The 18287-nt window shown below is 59.0% G+C and carries 14 protein-coding genes and 1 tRNA gene; 9 read left to right on the forward strand and 6 right to left on the reverse strand.

All coding sequences use genetic code 11. The annotated features are described in order from the left end of the window. The first annotated feature begins 1 nt into the window (after position 1). The 3 genes from J5M66_RS11735 (at position 2) to J5M66_RS11745 (ending at position 3204) form a co-directional block, all read left to right on the forward strand. On the forward strand, positions 2 to 646 hold the full coding sequence (locus J5M66_RS11735; RefSeq protein WP_207809588.1) for a dTMP kinase: 645 nt from the start codon (positions 2 to 4) through the stop codon (positions 644 to 646). Positions 647 to 782: 136 nt separating this feature from the next. Beyond that, a tRNA-Lys gene (locus tag J5M66_RS11740) sits at positions 783 to 857 on the forward strand. Positions 858 to 882: 25 nt separating this feature from the next. Next, positions 883 to 3204: a hypothetical protein gene (locus tag J5M66_RS11745; protein WP_207809590.1), complete on the forward strand. Its 2322-nt coding sequence runs from the start codon at positions 883 to 885 to the stop codon at positions 3202 to 3204. A gap of 191 nt (positions 3205 to 3395) precedes the next feature. On the opposite strand, the gene J5M66_RS11750 is transcribed toward J5M66_RS11745, so the two are convergent. From J5M66_RS11750 to J5M66_RS11770, 5 genes are all read right to left on the reverse strand, one after another. Next, entirely contained in the window at positions 3396 to 3911 is a 516-nt protein-coding gene (locus tag J5M66_RS11750; protein WP_207809592.1) for a cupin domain-containing protein, read from the reverse strand. 105 nt (positions 3912 to 4016) lie between these two features. Beyond that, complete coding sequence (locus tag J5M66_RS11755; protein ID WP_207809594.1) at positions 4017 to 6419, reverse strand: TonB-dependent receptor; 2403 nt, start codon at positions 6417 to 6419, stop codon at positions 4017 to 4019. Between the two features lie 67 nt (positions 6420 to 6486). After that, complete coding sequence (locus tag J5M66_RS11760) at positions 6487 to 7437, reverse strand: FecR domain-containing protein (protein WP_207809596.1); 951 nt, start codon at positions 7435 to 7437, stop codon at positions 6487 to 6489. Continuing rightward, complete coding sequence (locus tag J5M66_RS11765; protein WP_207809598.1) at positions 7437 to 7946, reverse strand: sigma-70 family RNA polymerase sigma factor; 510 nt, start codon at positions 7944 to 7946, stop codon at positions 7437 to 7439. Before J5M66_RS11765 ends, J5M66_RS11760 begins: the two co-directional genes overlap by 1 nt. Positions 7947 to 8027: 81 nt before the next feature. Next, positions 8028 to 8924 (reverse strand): helix-turn-helix domain-containing protein, encoded by an 897-nt coding sequence (locus tag J5M66_RS11770; RefSeq protein WP_122507352.1) that lies wholly within the window; start codon positions 8922 to 8924, stop codon positions 8028 to 8030. A gap of 162 nt (positions 8925 to 9086) precedes the next feature. Here J5M66_RS11770 and J5M66_RS11775 point away from each other — a divergent pair, with 162 nt between their 5' ends. The 5 genes from J5M66_RS11775 to J5M66_RS11795 all read left to right on the forward strand — a co-directional run bounded on the left by J5M66_RS11775 (position 9087) and on the right by J5M66_RS11795 (position 15489). Then, positions 9087 to 10445, forward strand: a complete 1359-nt coding sequence (locus tag J5M66_RS11775) for a glutamine synthetase family protein (RefSeq protein ID WP_016774729.1) — start codon at positions 9087 to 9089, stop codon at positions 10443 to 10445. Between the two features lie 187 nt (positions 10446 to 10632). After that, positions 10633 to 11721: a polyamine ABC transporter substrate-binding protein gene (locus J5M66_RS11780; protein WP_207809601.1), complete on the forward strand. Its 1089-nt coding sequence runs from the start codon at positions 10633 to 10635 to the stop codon at positions 11719 to 11721. After that, complete coding sequence (locus tag J5M66_RS11785) at positions 11718 to 13019, forward strand: FAD-binding oxidoreductase (RefSeq protein ID WP_207809603.1); 1302 nt, start codon at positions 11718 to 11720, stop codon at positions 13017 to 13019. The genes J5M66_RS11780 and J5M66_RS11785 overlap by 4 nt, the downstream gene beginning before the upstream one ends. Positions 13020 to 13264: 245 nt before the next feature. Beyond that, entirely contained in the window at positions 13265 to 14920 is a 1656-nt protein-coding gene (locus J5M66_RS11790; protein WP_071172432.1) for an MlaD family protein, read from the forward strand. Positions 14921 to 14937: 17 nt separating this feature from the next. After that, positions 14938 to 15489 carry a PqiC family protein gene (locus J5M66_RS11795; RefSeq protein WP_136493346.1) on the forward strand — a complete coding sequence of 184 codons (552 nt, stop codon included), beginning with the start codon at positions 14938 to 14940 and terminating at the stop codon, positions 15487 to 15489. A gap of 5 nt (positions 15490 to 15494) precedes the next feature. Here the strand turns inward: J5M66_RS11795 and J5M66_RS11800 are convergent, their stop codons facing one another. Next, positions 15495 to 16433 (reverse strand): tyrosine-type recombinase/integrase, encoded by a 939-nt coding sequence (locus J5M66_RS11800; RefSeq protein ID WP_306663005.1) that lies wholly within the window; start codon positions 16431 to 16433, stop codon positions 15495 to 15497. 243 nt (positions 16434 to 16676) lie between these two features. On the opposite strand from J5M66_RS11800, the gene J5M66_RS11805 reads away from it, so the two are divergent. Further along, entirely contained in the window at positions 16677 to 18056 is a 1380-nt protein-coding gene (locus J5M66_RS11805) for a UDP-glucose/GDP-mannose dehydrogenase family protein (RefSeq protein ID WP_207809605.1), read from the forward strand. The last annotated feature ends 231 nt before the right edge of the window (positions 18057 to 18287 follow it).

Here is an 18287-nt window from a genome sequence, read left to right on the forward strand (position 1 = left end):
AATGACTCGTCCGCTGTTTGTCGCTCTGGATGGCCCCAAAGGCGTCGGCAAAACCTCGCTGTTGGAGGCCATCACTGAAGTCCTGAGGGCAGACAACCAGAAAGTCATCCGACTGTGCGAGAAAAAAAGCGACCCGTTCAGGGGCGAGACAATGCAGCTGGTGAACCGACTCGTCCGACATCCCGACCGGAATCTGGAGCTGGAAGTTTGCCAACGCCTGGCTGATAGCCGCCGCTGGATTTCCCAGCACGTGCTGACCAAACAACCCGCCGACAGCATCATCCTCATCGATCGCTGGTACCCGTCCGATGCCGCGTTTCGCCGGATAGTCCCGTTTGCTGAAATCCTGCAATTGAACATTGACCGCAACGTACAGGTGCCAGACCTGCATGTCGGGGTGGTTACAGCGGCGGAGATTTCGTGGGCGAGGGCAGGGGCACGCCGGCGCGGCTTGAGCAGCACTGTGCTTCGCGGTCTGGAGGAGCATGTCGCTTGTACTGAGGCTTTTGAGCTGGCCGCTGCCGATCAGGGTTGGTTTTTGTGTCGGAATGAGGGGACGATCGAGGAGGCGACGGGGCGGGTGGTAGGGGAGATTAATCGGGTGGTGAACCGCCTGCGTGGTCACAGCATCGGTCCGCGACGCTGAGCGGCGAGTACTTGAGCAAATATCGCGGCATTTGACGACTGAGCACACGAGTTCCAGTGATTACGTTCAGGTTCACAAGCGGCAACGTTTTTGATCTTCACAATCGTTCAGCGCTGATGGACAATCCGCGCTCTGTTCCGGGGTAGTTCAGCGGTAGAACACTCGGCTCTTAACCGGGTGGGCGCTGGTTCGAATCCAGCCCCCGGACCCACAACATCGCAGGCGCGGAAGGACTCATGCCCAAGGACGATAGGGAATCGAATGCTAATGCCGGCATAGGTGCCGGCTATGCAGCTTTTCAACTGTCTCGAGCACTCGCTGCACCGGGCCTCGACAATAACGGACAGACAAGCAAGCGCATCGAGCGCTGGCGCAATGTAATCGAGCACATATTGCAGGGATCCGCGTCGTATGGCTCACGAACGCCATTCGCGGATGTGCCTGAGTGGGTCACGCTGGAAGTCGTCACTGGAGGTTTCGCCACTGGGCAGTTCTTGGCCGGGGGGGCACTGACCGATTACGAGCGACAGCTGGCTGCTTCGATTCCAGGTATCCGTCCTGGTTTCGAGCGACTCGATCTCAACACTTGGCACCTTACGGAGGAGGGGATTGAGGTACTGCAAACGAAGCTGGCGAGCGGGGATTATCAAATCGAGGTGCCCGAAGAAACTGCACTGCTGACCGTGGCCTGGTTGCTGGGGCAGCAACGTACAGAGAACGCATGGGATCTGGTTGAAGCAATAGCGCCTTTCTTTCAACAGCTGCGATTCTTTCCGATGGCTTCTGACGGTTTGCCGCTTTCAGCAGGGCAAGTGCAGGTTTTTACTGTCGGTAATGTCAGGGCCCTACTTTCAAATCGCCCGGCACAGGCGCGCGTGGCAGTGCAGAAGCATGTCGTTGAAACTCGTTTACCGCTCTACGACGCGGCGGTGTCGCTTTTCCTTTTAACGTACCAGGATGATTGGCCTTGTCGTTGGTACCCCCAGGGCTGGTTTCAGCAGGCGAATACTCTGAAGCGGCAGTTCGATGCTTCTTGCCCCAGCGCTCCGTGTGAAGCTGAAAACCGGCGGGATCGGGTAGGGGAGTTGTTTGCACTGCTGGGGGTTTGCGCCAGCGATGCGGCGTTGCTTACCGGACGACAAGTCGGACGAATTCGCAGGATCGTCGACGATTTCGTACGCAAGCATGGTCATCCCGAATCCGAATCTCATCAAAAGCACAGAGAGTCTCAACGCAGTCACGTGTCCGTACCCGGTCACCATCTATTTGCTAAAGCGGTTGCCGCACGTCTGAGCAGGTATCCCGGTTCGGACGGAGTTTCCGACTTTTCATCTCTGTTGCAACCCGTTACCTGCGAAGAAGCGACCGCATATTCGCTGTTAACAGGTAGCGGCATTCCTCCTGGTATTCGTCGACGCGTCGAGCGGTGTCGAAAGGGCACAATTGCCGAGTTGATCGATAAGGAATTGATTACATCCGGGGATACTGTGGCGCGGCTGCTGCCAGCGATTACGGCTGAGATCTGCAGCGCAGGATTTCGCGATACGTCGCTGCGGATGCTCTCTGTCGCAACCTATCGCGCCTTTCGACAACGCCGATCATTGTTGCTGTTGGATCTGCAAAGTCAGGTCAGGATGAATGAATTGCCGTGGGTGGCGGCTGTTGAAGACCAGCGAGAAACGGACGCGGTGGTCGCTGAAGCAGCGAAACAGTTCCTGATCGAATCCGCAGCAATGACTCTTTGCGCTTTTCCTCAAGCGATCCTGCCCAACAAACTCATTCAGGAATTTGCTGCGCTTGGTGCGATGGCCAAGCTGGATCTGCCTTTTGTGGAAGAGGTCGCCTCGGACATTTTCATGGGCACTTTCTCGAACAAGTACATAAGATCTGCCAGGCAGGCGGCATCTTTGACAGGTGGCACGCTATACGCCAATTACTACGACATTGATGCAGGCCAATTGGCGATGCTTCCTGATCAACCGAAATCCAGGCGGAAAAGGTTCTCCAGACCTGACGCTAGTTCCAGGGACGCATTGGCCAGATTGTGCGCTCAGAGGGCTGATGAGCGCTTGGGTACATGGCGGCCGGCGATTAACGGGAAAATCATCGAGCAACAACAGATCCTGACGACGCAAAACCTTGCGCTCTTATTTGGTGAGCTTGGGTTGAAAACGCTGTTGAAGGATCGCTTGGCTTCGATGGCCGAGGAATGCTTCAGATGGATATGCATACGCCAGCAGATGAAGTTGCGGTTTTATCACTCCAGCTTGGTGATGATCAAAAATACGGCGTACGCGTGGCGGCAGATGGTGTTTTATCTAGCGATGCTCGATGAGACAGAAAGGCGATACGCGATTGAACGTATCGAAGCACATTTCGCGATTCAGCCTGGTGGATTTCGTGAAAGGTTCCTGCCGGCGATTAGAGGGTTGCGAGTAGCGGCTTCTGGCGCACCGTTGACCGAGGCTCGCCAAGCAAGCGAAGGTGCTCAGGTTTTTATCGGATGGACTACCGAGAGACATTGGTTGTTGAAGCTGCAAACGAATGGCGTTGCTTAGACTGAGAGGTTGGGAGTGGTGGATCTGATATCTAAAGCCTGAGGCCATTCGCATCCATCATTTAACATAATATACATTACACGTAACAAAGTATTACAAGGTCAGCGTGGTTGCCCAGGAGATTTGAATCTACGTTGGCCGCTTCAAAACCAGCTTCCCCTACAAACTGCATTCTTCCCAATCTACAGCCCTCATCCATCATCACGCGTCAGCTTTTCAATCAGCGCACCATGCTGCGGAAACTGTGCCGTGAGTTTTGCGCGATTACCGATTTCCATGTCTGCGAAATCAAACCCAGGCGAAACCGCTTCGCTGATCAAGCCAAAGCCATTTGAGCCTTCCAGTAATCGAGAGGCTTTCCAAATTCCACCCGGTACGTGCAACTGCAGTTGCTGACCAGCCAAAACATCGCTGCCCATTACCAGCGTTTGCAATGAGCCGTCGGCGTGGATCAGGTTGTATTCGATGGCGTCGCCCAACTGAAAATAATGCAGGATGTCGGACTGGTTGAAATGAAACTGGCCCACTGGCGATTGCTCAGTAAGCAGATAGTAGATCGAGGTCAGCAGATATCGCGGGCCTTGCTGCGTTTCGAGGCAGTCACGGTGATCGGCTTGATAGGTTCTGCGGTAATACCCGCCCTCGACATGAGGCTGTAGATTCAGCGCAGCAATTACATCAGTTGCGTTCGGCTTGCGCTGAATCATGGTCTTCTCCGTTATCGGTAATGATTTTTTCGTTAGCTCAACTAAACGGTCATTTAGTGTAGTTAACGTATTTTCGAAGATAATCGACGCATTTACCCTACTCCATTAGAAGTCTACCGTCGCCGACAGCAGATACGTTCGCGGCGTCGAAAGCGTCAATCCCGGCTCACTATCATCCGAAGCACCCGCCGAGCTCCAATAGCGTTTATCCAGCACGTTTTCGACATTGGCGCGCAAGGTGATCGTCTTCTCGTCCAGCTTGAAAGCATAGCGTGTGCCTACATCGAGCCGCTCCCAGGAGTCGATTTCCTTGTCGTTCGCCTGATCCAGATACTGCGAATTCGAATAGATTCCACGGCTGGTCAGTGTCAAACCCTGCACAGTCGGCACGTCCCACTCCGCGCCGAGGTTGACGTTGTATTTCGGTGTCGCCGGTGCGCGGTTGCCGTCGAATGTGCCGTTGGTGGTGTGGGTCAGTTCGCTGTCGATGTACATCACACCGCCGAGCAATCGGAACCCCTTGAGCGGTTCGCCAAACATGCTCAGTTCTACGCCGTTGTTCTCACGCTTGCCGTTCGGGCCGAAGACTCGTGTGGTCGCATTGGTTTCGTACGCAGGCTGTTTGATGCGGAACATCGCTGCCGTCAGCGCGTATGAGCCCGCGTCGTATTTGGCGCCGACTTCGACCTGGCGGCTGATGAATGGCGGGAAGATTTCGTCTTCGTTGATAGACGTCGATGGCGCGATCTTGCCTTGGCTCAGACCTTCCATGTAGTTGGCGTACAGCGAAAGTTTGTCCGTCGCCTTGAACAGAATCCCGCCCGATGGCGAGACTTTTTCCTCATCGTAAGCCGTGTCGCCCTTGATTCCGTCGCTCCAGTCATCGACTTTGACTCGCTGCCAGCGCGCCCCCAAAGTCAGCAACAGACGATCGTCGAAGAAGCCGAGCGTGTCGGACAGCGCCACGCCGCTGAAGCGGTTCTCTGTGTAGACCTTGGCGTCATTGCGGGTCGGCGTGCCGGGTCTGGCGATCTCCACCGGGTCGTAGAGATTACTGCGCCCGGCCGCGTAACGGGCGCCGCCGTTTTCGAAGTCCATATAAAAGTAGTTGGCCGCCAGGTTCACTTCATGGCTGACCGGCCCGGTCTGGAACCAGTTACGAACGCCAGCGGTAGCCGTGCGGACGTTCTCGTCGCGAGTGAAGTCGCGCGGCTGAACGCTGAAATCACCGGCGTCGTTGCTCACCGAAACGGCATGGCGCAAGAAGTCGTGATTGCTTTTGCGTGCGCCGACGCCGCCATACAGCATGACCGAATCGCTGACATCGAACTCGCCGTTGACCGTGCCGAAAGTGTCTTTGGTGCGCGCCCGGCTCCAGGGTTGCGCATAGTTATCGCGCACATCATTGGCGTTTGGCACTTTGGCATTGGCGGCGACTTGCACGCGTTCCTGCGGTGCGTCGGTGTCGCGTTCGGTGTGGCCAATATCAGTGGAAAGTCGCAAGCGATCTCCACGGAAATCCAGACCGAGTACTGCCATGTCGCGATCGACACTCTGATGATCCCATTCGGTATCACCGGACTGTTTGACCCCGTTGAAGCGCAGGCCGAACTGATTGTCTTCGCCAAAACGCCTTCCGACATCCACCGCGCCGCCGACTTGATTGTTCGAGGCGTAGTTGGCCGTCAGCGAGGTGATCGGCTTGTCGGTCGCGCGCTTCGGCACGACGTTGATCCCCCCTCCTACGCTGCCCCGAGGCGAAATCCCGTTGATCAATTGGCTCGGGCCTTTGAGGATGTCGACGCGATCGGCCATTTCCATGTCGATGGTGTAAGTCGGCAACACACCGTATAGGCCGTTGTAGGCAACGTCACTATTGAACAGGCTGAAACCACGGATGGTGAATTGCTCGTAGCGGCCACCGGCCGGGTTGGTGGCGCGTACCGAAGGGTCGGTACTGATCAGATCGCCGAGCGTGCGCGCCTGTTGGTTTTTCACCGTTTCGCTGGTGTAGGTGGTCATGCTGAACGGGGTTTCCATGAAATCCCTGGAGCCCAACAGCCCTTGCGACCCCCGCCGCGCGATCTGACCGCCAGCAAACACGTCGGCATCCGCTGAACCGCTCGCGCCGAAAATCGATGTCGGCGCAAGCTGCAAGGTGCTGCCTTCTGCTGCGGGCACTAGCGTATAAGCCTGATCACCGACCGGTTGCAGCTGCAAACCGGAGCCCAGCAACAACCGACTAAACCCCTCCTCCACACCGAACTCGCCGGACAATCCACTGCTGTTGCGGCCGCTGACCAGCGCCGGATCCACCGAAAGATTGACCCCAGCGAGACCGGCGAACCGCGTCAGCGCGGCACTCAGGCTACCGGCCGGCACCTGATAACTGCGGCGGCTGCCATCGTCGGCCCAGCTCGATTGGATCAACACGGGGCTGGCACTCAGGCTCAGCAAAAGGCTCAACTGCAACAACGGACGCAAACGACCTGGAAATACTGCGGGCATTGGAAGAAGCTCTCGATTTTGTTCACTTGCCTGGAATGACCAGCGAGGCGAAAAAAAGGGACAGGCTTCAGCCAGTTTTTTCTGCGCGCGGCACCAGTGACACCCAAAATCGCGTTCGCGTGTGCACATCGACGGGCAAACTGGCTGCCAGCAGTGCCAGCACTTGATCGGTATCGTCGAGGCGGAAACTGCCGGTGATGCGCAGCGATTCCAGCGCCGGATCCCAGCGCAGCACGCCCGAGCGGTAGCGACTCAGCTCGCGAAGGAAATCACCTAGCGGCTGGTTTTGCGCCATCAGCACACCGTCGCGCCAACCGGGCATCAACGCATCGAATGCCGTCACTGCCCCCGCGCCCGAAGCTTGCAGGCTGACTTGCTGGCCCTGCTGCAATACCAGCGCCGGGCCGTGCAGCGGCTGCAATTGCACCGAACCGCGCAGCACGCAGACCTGGCAATCGCGTGCATTGAGGCGCACCGAGATGTCGCTGTGATTGACGATCATCCGCCCATAAGGCGCGTTGACGATAAAGGCTGAATCGCCCGCCACGTTGAGCGTCATCTCGCCACGAATCATTGTCAGCTGACGTGCAGGCAGATCGACATTCACCGCGCTGTCGGTGTTGAGTTGCAATGAAGAATCCTGGGCCAACTGCACTTTGCGCCGCTCGCCAGTGCTGGTGTGCAAATCGGCGCGCCAGGCCTCCAGCGGCAGCTCCCGACTGATCAACCACGCCGCCGGCACCAGCGCCGCCACGCCCAAGGCACGCTTGAGTACCGCGCGCCGCGCCGGATCCGGCCGATCCAGGGTGGCCATGGCCAGTGTCGGCGGCAAACCTGCGAAACGCTGGCGAAGCTGCTGGATTTTCTGCCAAGCGTTCTCGTGGCGACTGTCACTGGCGCGCCAATGCTGCAATCGGGCGTGATCTTCATCACTGGCAGCGCCTGACTCGAGCAGTGCCAGCCATTGCGCTGCGGCCCGCGCCACTTCCCGCGTTTCCTCGCTGGGGGCAACGCGCATCACAGATCCACCAGCAAGCAATGCTCGTACGCCTGGGCCATGTAGCGTTTCACCGTGCGCTCAGAAACCCGTAAACGCTCGGCGATCTCGCGATAGCCGAGGCCCTCGAGTTGACTCCAAAGAAATGCCCGACGCACCGCACGCGGCAAGCCATCTAGCAATTCATCCAGCGCCTGCAAGGTTTCCAGCAGCAACCAGCGCTGTTCCGGCGACGGTGCGCACGCTTCTGGCAAATGCGCCAAGGCGTCGAGGTAGGCTTTTTCCAGATGGCGCCGCGTGTAGAAATTGCTCAGCAGGCGTTTGCCGACGGTGAGCAAATACGCGCGCGGCTCGCGCAACTCGGCCAGTGGCGGCGCGTTGCTCAGGACGCGCAGAAAGGTGTCCTGACTGAGGTCCGCCGCATCCCACGCATTGCCCATGCGCCGGCGCAGCCAGGTTTCCAGCCAGCCACGGTGCTCGCGATACAACTGTTGCAGGCTCTGCTCCGACGGTGACGTGGCTTCAATCATCTCAAGAGACCCTGCGCGAAGGTAGATTCAAATGAGACTGATTCTATTTAACTTCTCGATGGACACAAAGCCTTTTTCTGCTCAGCGCTTGAGCGTTTCGCTCGGCAGCTCCTTGAACAGCGCGCGGTAACTGCTGGAAAACCGCCCCAGATGCCAGAACGACCAGCGCATCGCCACTTCCGCAACGGTGGTTTCCGTGGGCCTGCGCTTGAGCAATTCACGGTGCGCACTGTTTAGCCGCCTCAGCCGTAACCAGTGGCTCGGGGTCATCCCGGTGTAGGCCTTGAAAGCCTGTTGCAACTGGCGCAGCGGCACGCCGGCAACGTGAGAAAGTTCGAGCAGATTAACCGTGTCTTCCGGCGAATCAGCCGCCCACTCCCCTACTCTTTTGATGATCTGGCGTTCGTTGTTGCGTCGCTGCAATCCGCTGCGATCAAGGCTGGTGTGAGCGTTATCAAGGATAAACAGGCAGTCCTCAAGCAACTGTTGAGTCAGACGATCTTTATCAAGTGGATCAGCAGCTTGCGACAACTTCGTGAGAATCGAGCTTAACCAGCCGCTGAACAAAGCGTTCTGGCCGCAGTTCAGCGGCGCCATGAACAAACCCTCGAGCTTTGCCACTTGCAAACCATGCTCGCGGACGAAATCCGGACCGAACACCACAGCGATTTCCCGGTAGTTCTCCGGGGTGATCCAGATGTTGCGGCTCTCTTCGTTGAGCAGGTACAGCGCGTTGTCGCTGCGATCGAAACAGAACGCCAGAGCACCGGATGGCGCACTGAAATTCTGCTCGACCCGGGTGTTCATCTGTTCTTCGTAAACCTCGACGCCCTGCAGATCGAGATAGCGAATCTGCCCGGCGAAATGTCCCGGCGACATCTGCTGGTAATGCTGGACCCAGCCCGGTGTCGCGCGGATTTGCTCGGCCACGTCGGCGGTGTTGAACGCTTGAACCTGAAGCGGATTGCACGTTGTCATGGGGTGACCTTGCGCACTCTTTTGGTGCGCTTTGGTGCTGCTGAAAGTGGATAGATGGAATCGCAAGCCGCGCCCAAGATAGTCGCCAACGCGCCACAGGGGAAGGGGCGGAAGATGAAACCCGCCCTCCCCGGCGTCTACAAAACCAATAACGAGGTCTTTATGAACGCCCCTTTCGATCAGCTGTTCACCTGGCTGAAAGATCACAAGATTACCGAAGTCGAATGCGTGGTCAGCGACCTGACCGGCATCGCCCGCGGCAAGATTGCACCGACCAACAAGTTTCTGCATGAGCGCGGCATGCGCCTGCCGGAAAGCGTGCTGCTGCAAACGGTAACCGGGGATTTTGTCGACGACGACATCTACTACGACCTGCTCGACCCGGCTGACATCGACATGGTCTGCAAGCCGGTTTCCGACGCCGTGTATGTCATCCCGTGGGCCATCGAGCCGACCGCCATCGTCATCCACGACACCTTCGACAAGTTTGGCAATCCGATCGAACTGTCGCCGCGCAACGTGCTGAAGAAAGTCCTGCAGCTCTACACCGACAAGGGCTGGAAGCCGATTGTCGCGCCGGAAATGGAGTTCTACCTGACCCAGCGCTGTGAAGATCCGGACCTGCCGCTCAAGGCACCACTGGGTCGTTCGGGCCGTGCGGAAAGCGGGCGCCAGTCGTTCTCGATCGATGCCGCCAACGAATTCGATCCGCTGTTCGAAGACGTCTACGACTGGTGCGAACTGCAAGGCCTGGATCTCGACACGTTGATCCACGAAGACGGCCCGGCGCAGATGGAAATCAACTTCCGTCATGGCGATGCGCTGGATCTGGCCGACCAGATCACCGTGTTCAAGCGCACTCTGCGCGAAGCGGCGCTCAAGCACAACGTCACCGCGACGTTCATGGCCAAGCCGATCGGCGACGAGCCTGGCAGCGCCATGCATCTGCACCAGAGCGTGGTCGAGATCGCGACGGGCCAGCCGATCTTCGCCGATGCCGAGGGCAACATGAGCGAGCTGTTCCGTCATCACATCGGTGGCTTGCAGAAGTACATCCCGAAAGTCCTGCCGATGTTCGCGCCGAACGTCAATTCGTTCCGCCGCTTCCTGCCGGACACCTCGGCACCGGTCAACGTCGAATGGGGCGAGGAGAACCGCACCGTCGGCCTTCGTGTGCCGACATCGGGGCCGGAATCGATGCGCGTGGAGAACCGCTTGCCCGGCGCCGACGCCAACCCGTATCTGGCGATTGCCGCAAGCCTGCTGTGCGGCTACATCGGCATGGTCGAGAAGATCGAGCCGAGCGCGGCGGTCGAAGGCCGGGCCTACGAACGGCGAAATCTGCGCCTGCCCATCACCATCGAAGAAGCCCTGACGCAGATGGAAGAGTGCCCGAAGGTCGCCGAGTACCTGGGCAGCAAGTTCGTCCGCGGTTATGTCGCGGTCAAACGCGCCGAGCATGAAAACTTCAAGCGCGTGATCAGCTCCTGGGAGCGGGAGTTCCTGCTGCTCAGCGTCTGACCCCGCGCCCGTCCCTGTGGGAGCGAGCCTGCTCGCGAAGACGGCCGCACAGTCGATCGTTCCCACGCTCCCGCGTGGGAATGCATCCCGGGACGCTCTGCGTCCCATCCAAAGCCGAACGCGGAGCGTCCGTTGCGGCATTCCCACGCAGAGCGTGGGAACGATCATTACAAGAAGAGGTGTCGATATGCGTCTATTGAAATCCGTACTCCCGGTCGCGCTGAGCGTGCTGTTCAGTGCCGTAGCCCACGCCGAGCCCCAGGTCAGTGTCTACAACTGGACCGACTACATCGGCGAAACCACCCTCGCCGACTTCCAGAGCAAGACCGGGATCAAGGTGATCTACGACGTCTTCGACTCCAACGAAACCCTTGAAGGCAAACTCCTCGCCGGTCGCACCGGATACGACGTGGTAGTGCCGTCCAACCACTTCCTCGCCCGCCAGGTGAAGGCCGGGGCGTTCATGAAGCTCGATCGTTCACAGTTACCAAACTGGAAGAACTTGGACCCAAAACTGCTTGAATTGCTTGAGAAAAATGATCCCGGCAATGCGCACTCGGTTCCCTATCTGTGGGGCACCAACGGCATCGGTTACAACGTCGACAAGGTCAAGCAAGTGCTCGGCATCGACCACATCGACTCCTGGGCCGTGCTGTTCGAACCCGAAAATCTGAAGAAGCTCAGCCAGTGCGGCGTGTCGATGATGGACTCCGCCGACGAAGTCTTCCCGGCCATCCTCAACTACATGGGCATGGACCCGCGCAGTGAAAACCCTGAAGACTACAAAAAGGCCGAAGCCAAGCTGCTGAGCATCCGCCCGTACATCACCTATTTCCATTCTTCCAAGTATGTGTCGGACCTGGCCAATGGCGACATCTGCGTTGCGTTCGGTTACTCCGGCGATGTGTTCCAGGCAGCCAACCGCGCCAAGGAAGCCAAGAACGATGTGAATATCGCTTACGCCATCCCCAAGGAAGGCGCCAACCTGTGGTTCGATCTGCTGGCGATCCCAGCCGATGCGAGCAACGCCAAAGAGGCGCACGCCTTCATCAACTACCTGCTCGATCCGCAAGTGATCGCCAAAGTCAGCGCCACCGTCGGCTACGCCAATCCGAACCCGGCGGCCAAGCCGTTCATGGATCAGGAACTGGTCAACAACCCTGAGGTTTATCCGCCGCAGTCGGTGCTCGACAAACTCTACATTTCCTCGACCCCGCCCCAGGCGATCATGCGTCTGATGACCCGGTCGTGGAGCAAAGTGAAGTCGAACAAATGAATCAGCACAGCGCACAACACACCGGCTCTTATTACGCCGCTTCTGCGCGGGCGAGCACGCCCTACCCTGCGCTGGATGGTGATTTGCTTGCCGACGTCTGCGTAATCGGTGGCGGCTTCACTGGCGTCAATACCGCGATTGAGCTGGCCCAGCGCGGTCTGTCGGTGGTGTTGCTCGAGGCGCGACGTATCGGCTGGGGCGCCAGCGGGCGCAATGGCGGTCAGCTGATTCGCGGTATCGGCCATGAAGTCGAGGGTTTCGCCCGTTACGTTGGCCAGGACGGCGTGCGCTATCTGCAGCGCGCCGGTATCGATTCGGTGGAGCTGGTGCGCCAGCGCATCACTGAAAACGCCATCGACTGTGATCTGCGCTGGGGCTTTTGCGAACTGGCCAACACCGCCGCGCAATTCGCCGCGTTCAAGCAGGAACAGGCCAGTCTCGCCGAACTCGAGTATGCCCACCAAACCAGGCTGGTCGGCCCGCAGCAGATCCGTGAGCAAGTGGTCGACGCCGGAGTGTACGCCGGCGGATTGATCGACATGGGTTCGGGCCATTTGCATCCGCTGGATCTGGTCCAGGGCGAAGCGCGTCTCGCGGCAGCGCTGGGCATGCGTATCTTTGAGCAGAGTCCGGTGCTGGAAATCTTCCATGGCCCGACCGTCGAGGTGCGCTGCGCCACGGGTTCAGTGCGCGCCGGCAGCCTGGTGCTTGGTTGCAACGCGCATCTGGATGACCTCGAGCCGAAACTCAGCGGCAAAGTTCTGCCCGCTGGCAGTTACATCATTGCCACCGAGCCGTTGGACGAAAGCCGCGCCGCCCAGTTGATTCCGCAGAACCTAGCGCTGTGCGATCAAAAAGTCGGGCTGGACTATTACCGACTCTCGTCTGATCGACGGTTGCTGTTTGGCGGCGCTTGTCATTATTCCGGGCGCGATCCGGCGGACATCGCCGCCTATATGCGCCCGAAAATGCTCAAGGTGTTCCCGCAACTGGCCGATGTGCACATCGACTACCAATGGGGCGGCAAGATCGGCATTACCGCCAATCGCTTCCCCCAGGTTGGCCGACTCAAACAGCACCCGAACGTGTTTTACGCGCAGGGTTATTCCGGCCATGGCCTCAACGTCACCCATTGGTGCGCGAAACTGTTGGGCGAAGCCATTCATGCCGGGCACAGCCAGGGCATGGACGTGTTCAGCGGCGTGCCGCACATGACCTTCCCCGGTGGCCCGGCCTTGCGTTCGCCGCTGCTGGCGCTGGGCATGTTCTGGTATCGCCTGCGCGAAATGCTCGGCTGAGCCCGCCAAGATTCTGGCCCCTGTAGGAGCTGCCGAAGGCTGCGATCTTGGGACGCAGAGCGTCCCGGGCTGCATTCCCACGCAGAGCATGGGAACGATCAGGTCGCAGCCTTCGGCAACTCCTTGCACCGCAATCGCGTCCCACGCCAGCTATACACATTTGCTCTATCGCCAAGCACTTCTATATTGATGAGGTGCTTTTGCGTTCCTGACGCTCAGTGCCCGATAAATTGAGGAGGACATGGATGAAGTCGTCAGCCAGCGATGAGCCGCTAGCACCCGGTCAAGCGCCGATCAAAACCCGCCGTTTCGCGATTTCACTGGTATGGATCGTGCCGATTGTGGCGGTGCTGGTCGGGATTTCGCTGGTGATTCACAACATCCTTCAGGAAGGCCCGGTCATCACCGTTACCTTCAAGACCGGCGATGGCCTGACCGCTAACAAGACCGAAGTCAGATACCGCAACGTGGTCATCGGCCATGTCTCCGACGTCGAACTGGCCAACGACCATAGACACGTCAACGCCACGATCAAACTCGCCAAGCAAGCCGAAGCCTTTACCCGCGAGGACTCGCAATTCTGGGTGGTGCGTCCGCGTATCGGCGCCGGCGGTGTATCGGGCATCGATACGCTGCTGTCGGGTGACTACATCGGTGCCGACATAGGTCAGGCCAATACCCGCTCAAAAAACTTCAAAGGTCTGGAGAACCCGCCGCCGATCACCTACGGCGAACCGGGCAAACGCTTTACGCTGCACACCGCAGACCTTGGCTCGCTGGACATCGGCTCCCCCGTTTATTACCGCAAGATTCCGGTTGGCCAGGTTGTGTCCTACGCGCTGGACCCGGACGGCAAAGGCGTCAACATCGAAGTCTTCGTGCATTCGCCGAACGACGCCTACGTCACCGAAAACACCCGCTTCTGGAACGCCAGTGGCATCGACATCAATGTCGGCGCCAACGGCTTTGCGGTGAAAACCGAATCGCTGTCGACCCTGCTGGTGGGCGGCATCGCTTTCCGCGCCCCGGACTACAGCCCCGACGATAAGCCGGCCAGCGACGACAAGAGTTTCGAGCTGTTTGCCAACCAGACCGCCGCCCTCGCCCCGCCCGACGGCAAGGCGCAATATCTGGCGCTGCGGTTTGATCAGGCGTTGCGCGGCCTCAAGGTGGATGCGCCTGTCGAGTTTCTCGGTATCGAAATCGGCCGGGTGGTGGCGGTCAATCTCGACTTTGACGAGGTCAAGCGCACCTTTCCGGTGAATGTCGGCATCGTCATTTATCCGCAGCGACTCGGCCGTGCCCACGCGAAGATTCTCAAGACCTACCATGGCGACGAAAACGACGAGGCCACCGGCGCGCGCCTGATCGGCACGTTCATTGAAAATGGCCTGCGCGCCCAGGCCCGCAATGGCAACCTGCTCACCGGTCAGTTGTATATCTCGCTGGATTTCTACCCCAAAGCGCCGAAAGTCGCGTTCGACCCTAAGGCACGGCCGGTCACCATTCCGACCGTCCCTGGCAGCCTCGAACAGTTGCAGGAAAAACTCGAGGCGATGGTCAACAAGATCAACGCATTGCCGGTTGAACGCATCGCCAGCAACCTCGACGGCAATCTAGTCGAGCTGCGCAAGGGCCTGAAGCAGTTCAACGCCAGGACTCTGCCGGGTGTACAGAGCACCCTCGCCGATGTCAGCAAGACCTTGCAGTCGGCCAATTCGACCCTCGCCGAGGATTCGCCGCAACGTGAGCAACTCACCGAGACCCTCGACGAACTCGGGCGCATGTCGCGCTCGTTGCGAGAGCTGTCGGATTACCTCGGTCGCCACCCTGAGTCGCTGATTCGCGGGCGTCCCGACAACGCCGCGCCGCTGGACCTCAAAGGACCGCCACGCAATTGAGCACAGGAGCTGCATCCATGGCTTTACCGTTGAAGATCACCGTGCTCGCTGCCTTCGTGCTGCTGACTGCGTGCCGTAGCGACCCGATCAGCTTTCACACACTGACCCCGGCGCAACCGGGTGCCAGCCGCAACGGTGCCGACATCGCCATTGAAAGCATCAGCGTGCCGCCACAGGTCGATCGCGCGCAGATTGTGATTCGCCAGGGCAATAGTGGCGTGGCGATTCTGGAAACCGATTGGTGGAGCGCCACTCTTGCCGATGAGTTGCGCGGCGCGCTGATCGATCAATTGAGCAGCGGTGTCGGCCAGCAGCGCGCCTCCGTGCGTATCGACGTGCAGCGCTTCGATTCGATTCCCGGCCAGTACGCCTTGATCGATGTGAAATGGCGAGTGCGCCCGCTGGGTGCTGAAGACGCGGCGCTACTGACCTGTCGCTCGGTGTTGCAGACGCCTTCAGGGCCAAGCATCGACGAGCTGGTGACTGCGCAACAGAACAACGTCAAACGGCTTGCTGCACAAATCACTCAGGCTGCGACGACCGCGCGCAATTGCCCTTCATCGGGCTAATCGCGTCACAAATCGAAGCGATCCACCGCCCGCCGCCGCTCGTTGTCATCGCGCACATCGTAGTTGGCGGTCGTCTGGATATTGCTGTGATGCGCCAGTTTCTGCGCGATCGACAGGTCGTGCTCTTCGATCACCCGGGTGATGAATGAACGCCGAAAATCGTGGGGCATGATTTTTACCCCGACCTGCGTACCGCGCTGGCGGGCGATGTAGTAAATCGCGTGTTTGGTGATGCGCTCGCGGGTGATGTGGCTGCCCCGGCGAATGCGATTGAACAGGAATGCATCGTCGCTCTCGCCTTCCTTGAGCTGTGAATGACGCAGTTCCAGCCAGGCGTCGAGCTTGGCAAAGGCCCAGGCCGGCGCGTACTTGATCAGCTGTTTGTTGCCCTTGCCGGTGACGGTCAGGCTGCGTTCGTTGAAGTCGACCTGACTCAGATCCAGATCCACCGATTCCGACTTGCGCATGCCGGTGCCGTACAGCAACGCAATCACCGCCGCATCACGCAAACCCTGCGGGCGCGGGTCGGCAGCGCAGACTTCCATCAGTTCGTGGATCAGCGTGCGCTTGAGGTTGCGCCCTTGGGACAGCCGCGTGCCGGCTATGCCCTTGACCGAACGCATCTTCAACAGGTGATCCTGGCTGATCAGGCTCATGCGCCACGCCTCGTTCATCACCCCGCGCACGGCGTTGACGTAAAGCGACGAGGTGTTCGGTGCATAACCGTCGGCACGCAAAGCGGCGACCAGCGCCACCACGTCTTCCGGTTGCAGACCGTGCCACGGGATATCTTCGATATCGACGTCCTCGAAACCGAGGCGGTCAGCGGCATCTTGCAGCACATAGCGCATGGTCAACTGGCTGGAAGGTGCCAGTCGCGCCAGGTAAACGGTCAGCGGATTGCTGGTGGACGGTGCAGGTTGGGTACTCGACAAATCACTCAAACGAAACGGCCTTGAAATAAAAAACGATTCAACAAAAACAATAAATGCATGAAATGAAACGCAAAAAAACGGCGTGACTCAATGACAGGGGTTGCCGCGAAAGGCCGACAACCTGCCGTTCGAGGCCGTAAAAGTCAATCGGGCATTCCCCGAACGGTCTGTTTGCGGCTTTATCTGCACGGTAGGCGAACTGAAACATCGCGCTCTTATGTTCAATGCAGGGACTGCGAACAGGAGTGCGGCATGAAGATCACGGTGTTTGGCAGTGGTTACGTCGGTCTGGTGCAAGCGGCGGTGCTGGCCGAGGTTGGTCACGACGTGGTGTGCATGGATGTCGACGCGCAGAAGATCGAGCAGTTACGCCAGGGCCACGTCAGTATTTTCGAGCCGGGGCTGGCTAGCCTGGTGCGTGAGGGCCTGGATTCGCAGCGCCTGCAATTCACCACTGATGAGCGGTTTGCGGTGTTGCATGGGCGGGTTGCGTTCATCGCGGTGGGCACGCCGTCACGGGAGGACGGCTCGGCGGACCTGCGCTACGTGTTGTCGGTCGGCGACGCGATTGCCCGGCATCGCCAGCAGCCGTTGATCGTGGTGGAAAAATCCACGGTGCCGGTGGGCACGGGTGACGCTTTGAGCAGCCACATCGAAAAGGCCCTGATCAAGATTGGCCGCCTGCTGCAGTTTGATATCGTCTCCAACCCGGAATTTCTCAAGGAAGGTTCAGCGGTTGCTGATTGCCGGCGGCCGGATCGTATCGTCATCGGTTGCGAAGGCGCGGAAGTGCGCGATGTGATGCGCGATCTGTACGCGCCATTCAACCGCAACCATGACCGCATCCTGTTCATGGACCTGCGCAGCGCCGAGCTGACCAAATACGCCGCCAACTGCATGCTGGCGACCAAGATCAGTTTCATCAACCAGATCGCCGAACTCGCCGAGCACCTCGGCGCGGACATCGAATCAGTGCGCCAGGGCATCGGTGCCGATACGCGGATTGGCTATCACTTTATCTATCCGGGTTGCGGCTACGGCGGTTCGTGTTTTCCCAAAGACATGCGCGCCTTGATTCACAGTGCCGAACAGGCGCATTGCTCCAGTGATCTGCTGCAAGCGGTTGAGGCGATCAACCAGCGGCAGAAGCACAAGCTGTTTGAACGCATCAACGCGTTCTACCGGGGCGATTTGCGCGGCAGGACCTTTGCCCTGTGGGGCCTGGCGTTCAAACCCAACACCGACGACATGCGCGACGCACCGAGCCGGGTTCTGCTCGAAGATTTATGGGCTGCCGGGGCCAGCGTGCGCGCGTTTGATCCGGAGGCCATGGTGGAAACCCAGAGTCTCTATCCAAACGAATCAAAACTGATGCTGATGGGCACGCCGGAATCGGTACTGGCCGGCGCCGATGCGCTGATCATCTGCACCGAATGGCAACAGTTCAAAGCCCCGGATTTCGAGCTGATCAAACAGCGCCTCAACAGCCCGGTCATCTTTGACGGCCGCAACCTGTACGACGCCGGACGCCTGGCGCGCAATGGTTTCCAGTATTTCCCGATGGGGCGCGGTGAATCGTGCAAGTTGCCGATCACCTTGCGGCACAGGCCGGCGGCGTCTGATGTAGCCTGAATTGACCTTGTGGGAGCGAGCCTGCTCGCGAATACGGTATGTCAGCGACATCGGAGGTGACTGAACCGCCGCCTTCGCGAGCAGGCTCGCTCCCACGCTGGATTTGCGGTGGTCAGCGATAATCGTTTGTACACAACCCCTTGTAGGAGTGAGCCTGCTCGCGATAGCGGTGTACCATTCGACACATTCAGAGACTGATCCACCGCAATCGCGAGCAGGCTCACTCCTACA

Origin of the sequence: Pseudomonas sp. 67(2021) (genome assembly GCF_017491835.1) — a bacterium.
GTDB classification, from domain to species: Bacteria; Pseudomonadota; Gammaproteobacteria; order Pseudomonadales; family Pseudomonadaceae; genus Aquipseudomonas; species Aquipseudomonas atacamensis.

What these genes read in the sequence shown, in the direction of transcription:
- J5M66_RS11735 (WP_207809588.1), top strand. Translation starts at nt 2, where the DNA reads ATGACTCGTCCGCTGTTTGTCGCTCTGGATGGCCCCAAAGGCGTCGGC.
- J5M66_RS11745 (WP_207809590.1), top strand. Translation starts at nt 883, where the DNA reads ATGCCCAAGGACGATAGGGAATCGAATGCTAATGCCGGCATAGGTGCC.
- J5M66_RS11750 (WP_207809592.1), bottom strand. Translation starts at nt 3,911, where the DNA reads ATGATTCAGCGCAAGCCGAACGCAACTGATGTAATTGCTGCGCTGAAT.
- J5M66_RS11755 (WP_207809594.1), bottom strand. Translation starts at nt 6,419, where the DNA reads ATGCCCGCAGTATTTCCAGGTCGTTTGCGTCCGTTGTTGCAGTTGAGC.
- J5M66_RS11760 (WP_207809596.1), bottom strand. Translation starts at nt 7,437, where the DNA reads ATGCGCGTTGCCCCCAGCGAGGAAACGCGGGAAGTGGCGCGGGCCGCA.
- J5M66_RS11765 (WP_207809598.1), bottom strand. Translation starts at nt 7,946, where the DNA reads ATGATTGAAGCCACGTCACCGTCGGAGCAGAGCCTGCAACAGTTGTAT.
- J5M66_RS11770 (WP_122507352.1), bottom strand. Translation starts at nt 8,924, where the DNA reads ATGACAACGTGCAATCCGCTTCAGGTTCAAGCGTTCAACACCGCCGAC.
- J5M66_RS11775 (WP_016774729.1), top strand. Translation starts at nt 9,087, where the DNA reads ATGAACGCCCCTTTCGATCAGCTGTTCACCTGGCTGAAAGATCACAAG.
- J5M66_RS11780 (WP_207809601.1), top strand. Translation starts at nt 10,633, where the DNA reads ATGCGTCTATTGAAATCCGTACTCCCGGTCGCGCTGAGCGTGCTGTTC.
- J5M66_RS11785 (WP_207809603.1), top strand. Translation starts at nt 11,718, where the DNA reads ATGAATCAGCACAGCGCACAACACACCGGCTCTTATTACGCCGCTTCT.
- J5M66_RS11790 (WP_071172432.1), top strand. Translation starts at nt 13,265, where the DNA reads ATGAAGTCGTCAGCCAGCGATGAGCCGCTAGCACCCGGTCAAGCGCCG.
- J5M66_RS11795 (WP_136493346.1), top strand. Translation starts at nt 14,938, where the DNA reads ATGGCTTTACCGTTGAAGATCACCGTGCTCGCTGCCTTCGTGCTGCTG.
- J5M66_RS11805 (WP_207809605.1), top strand. Translation starts at nt 16,677, where the DNA reads ATGAAGATCACGGTGTTTGGCAGTGGTTACGTCGGTCTGGTGCAAGCG.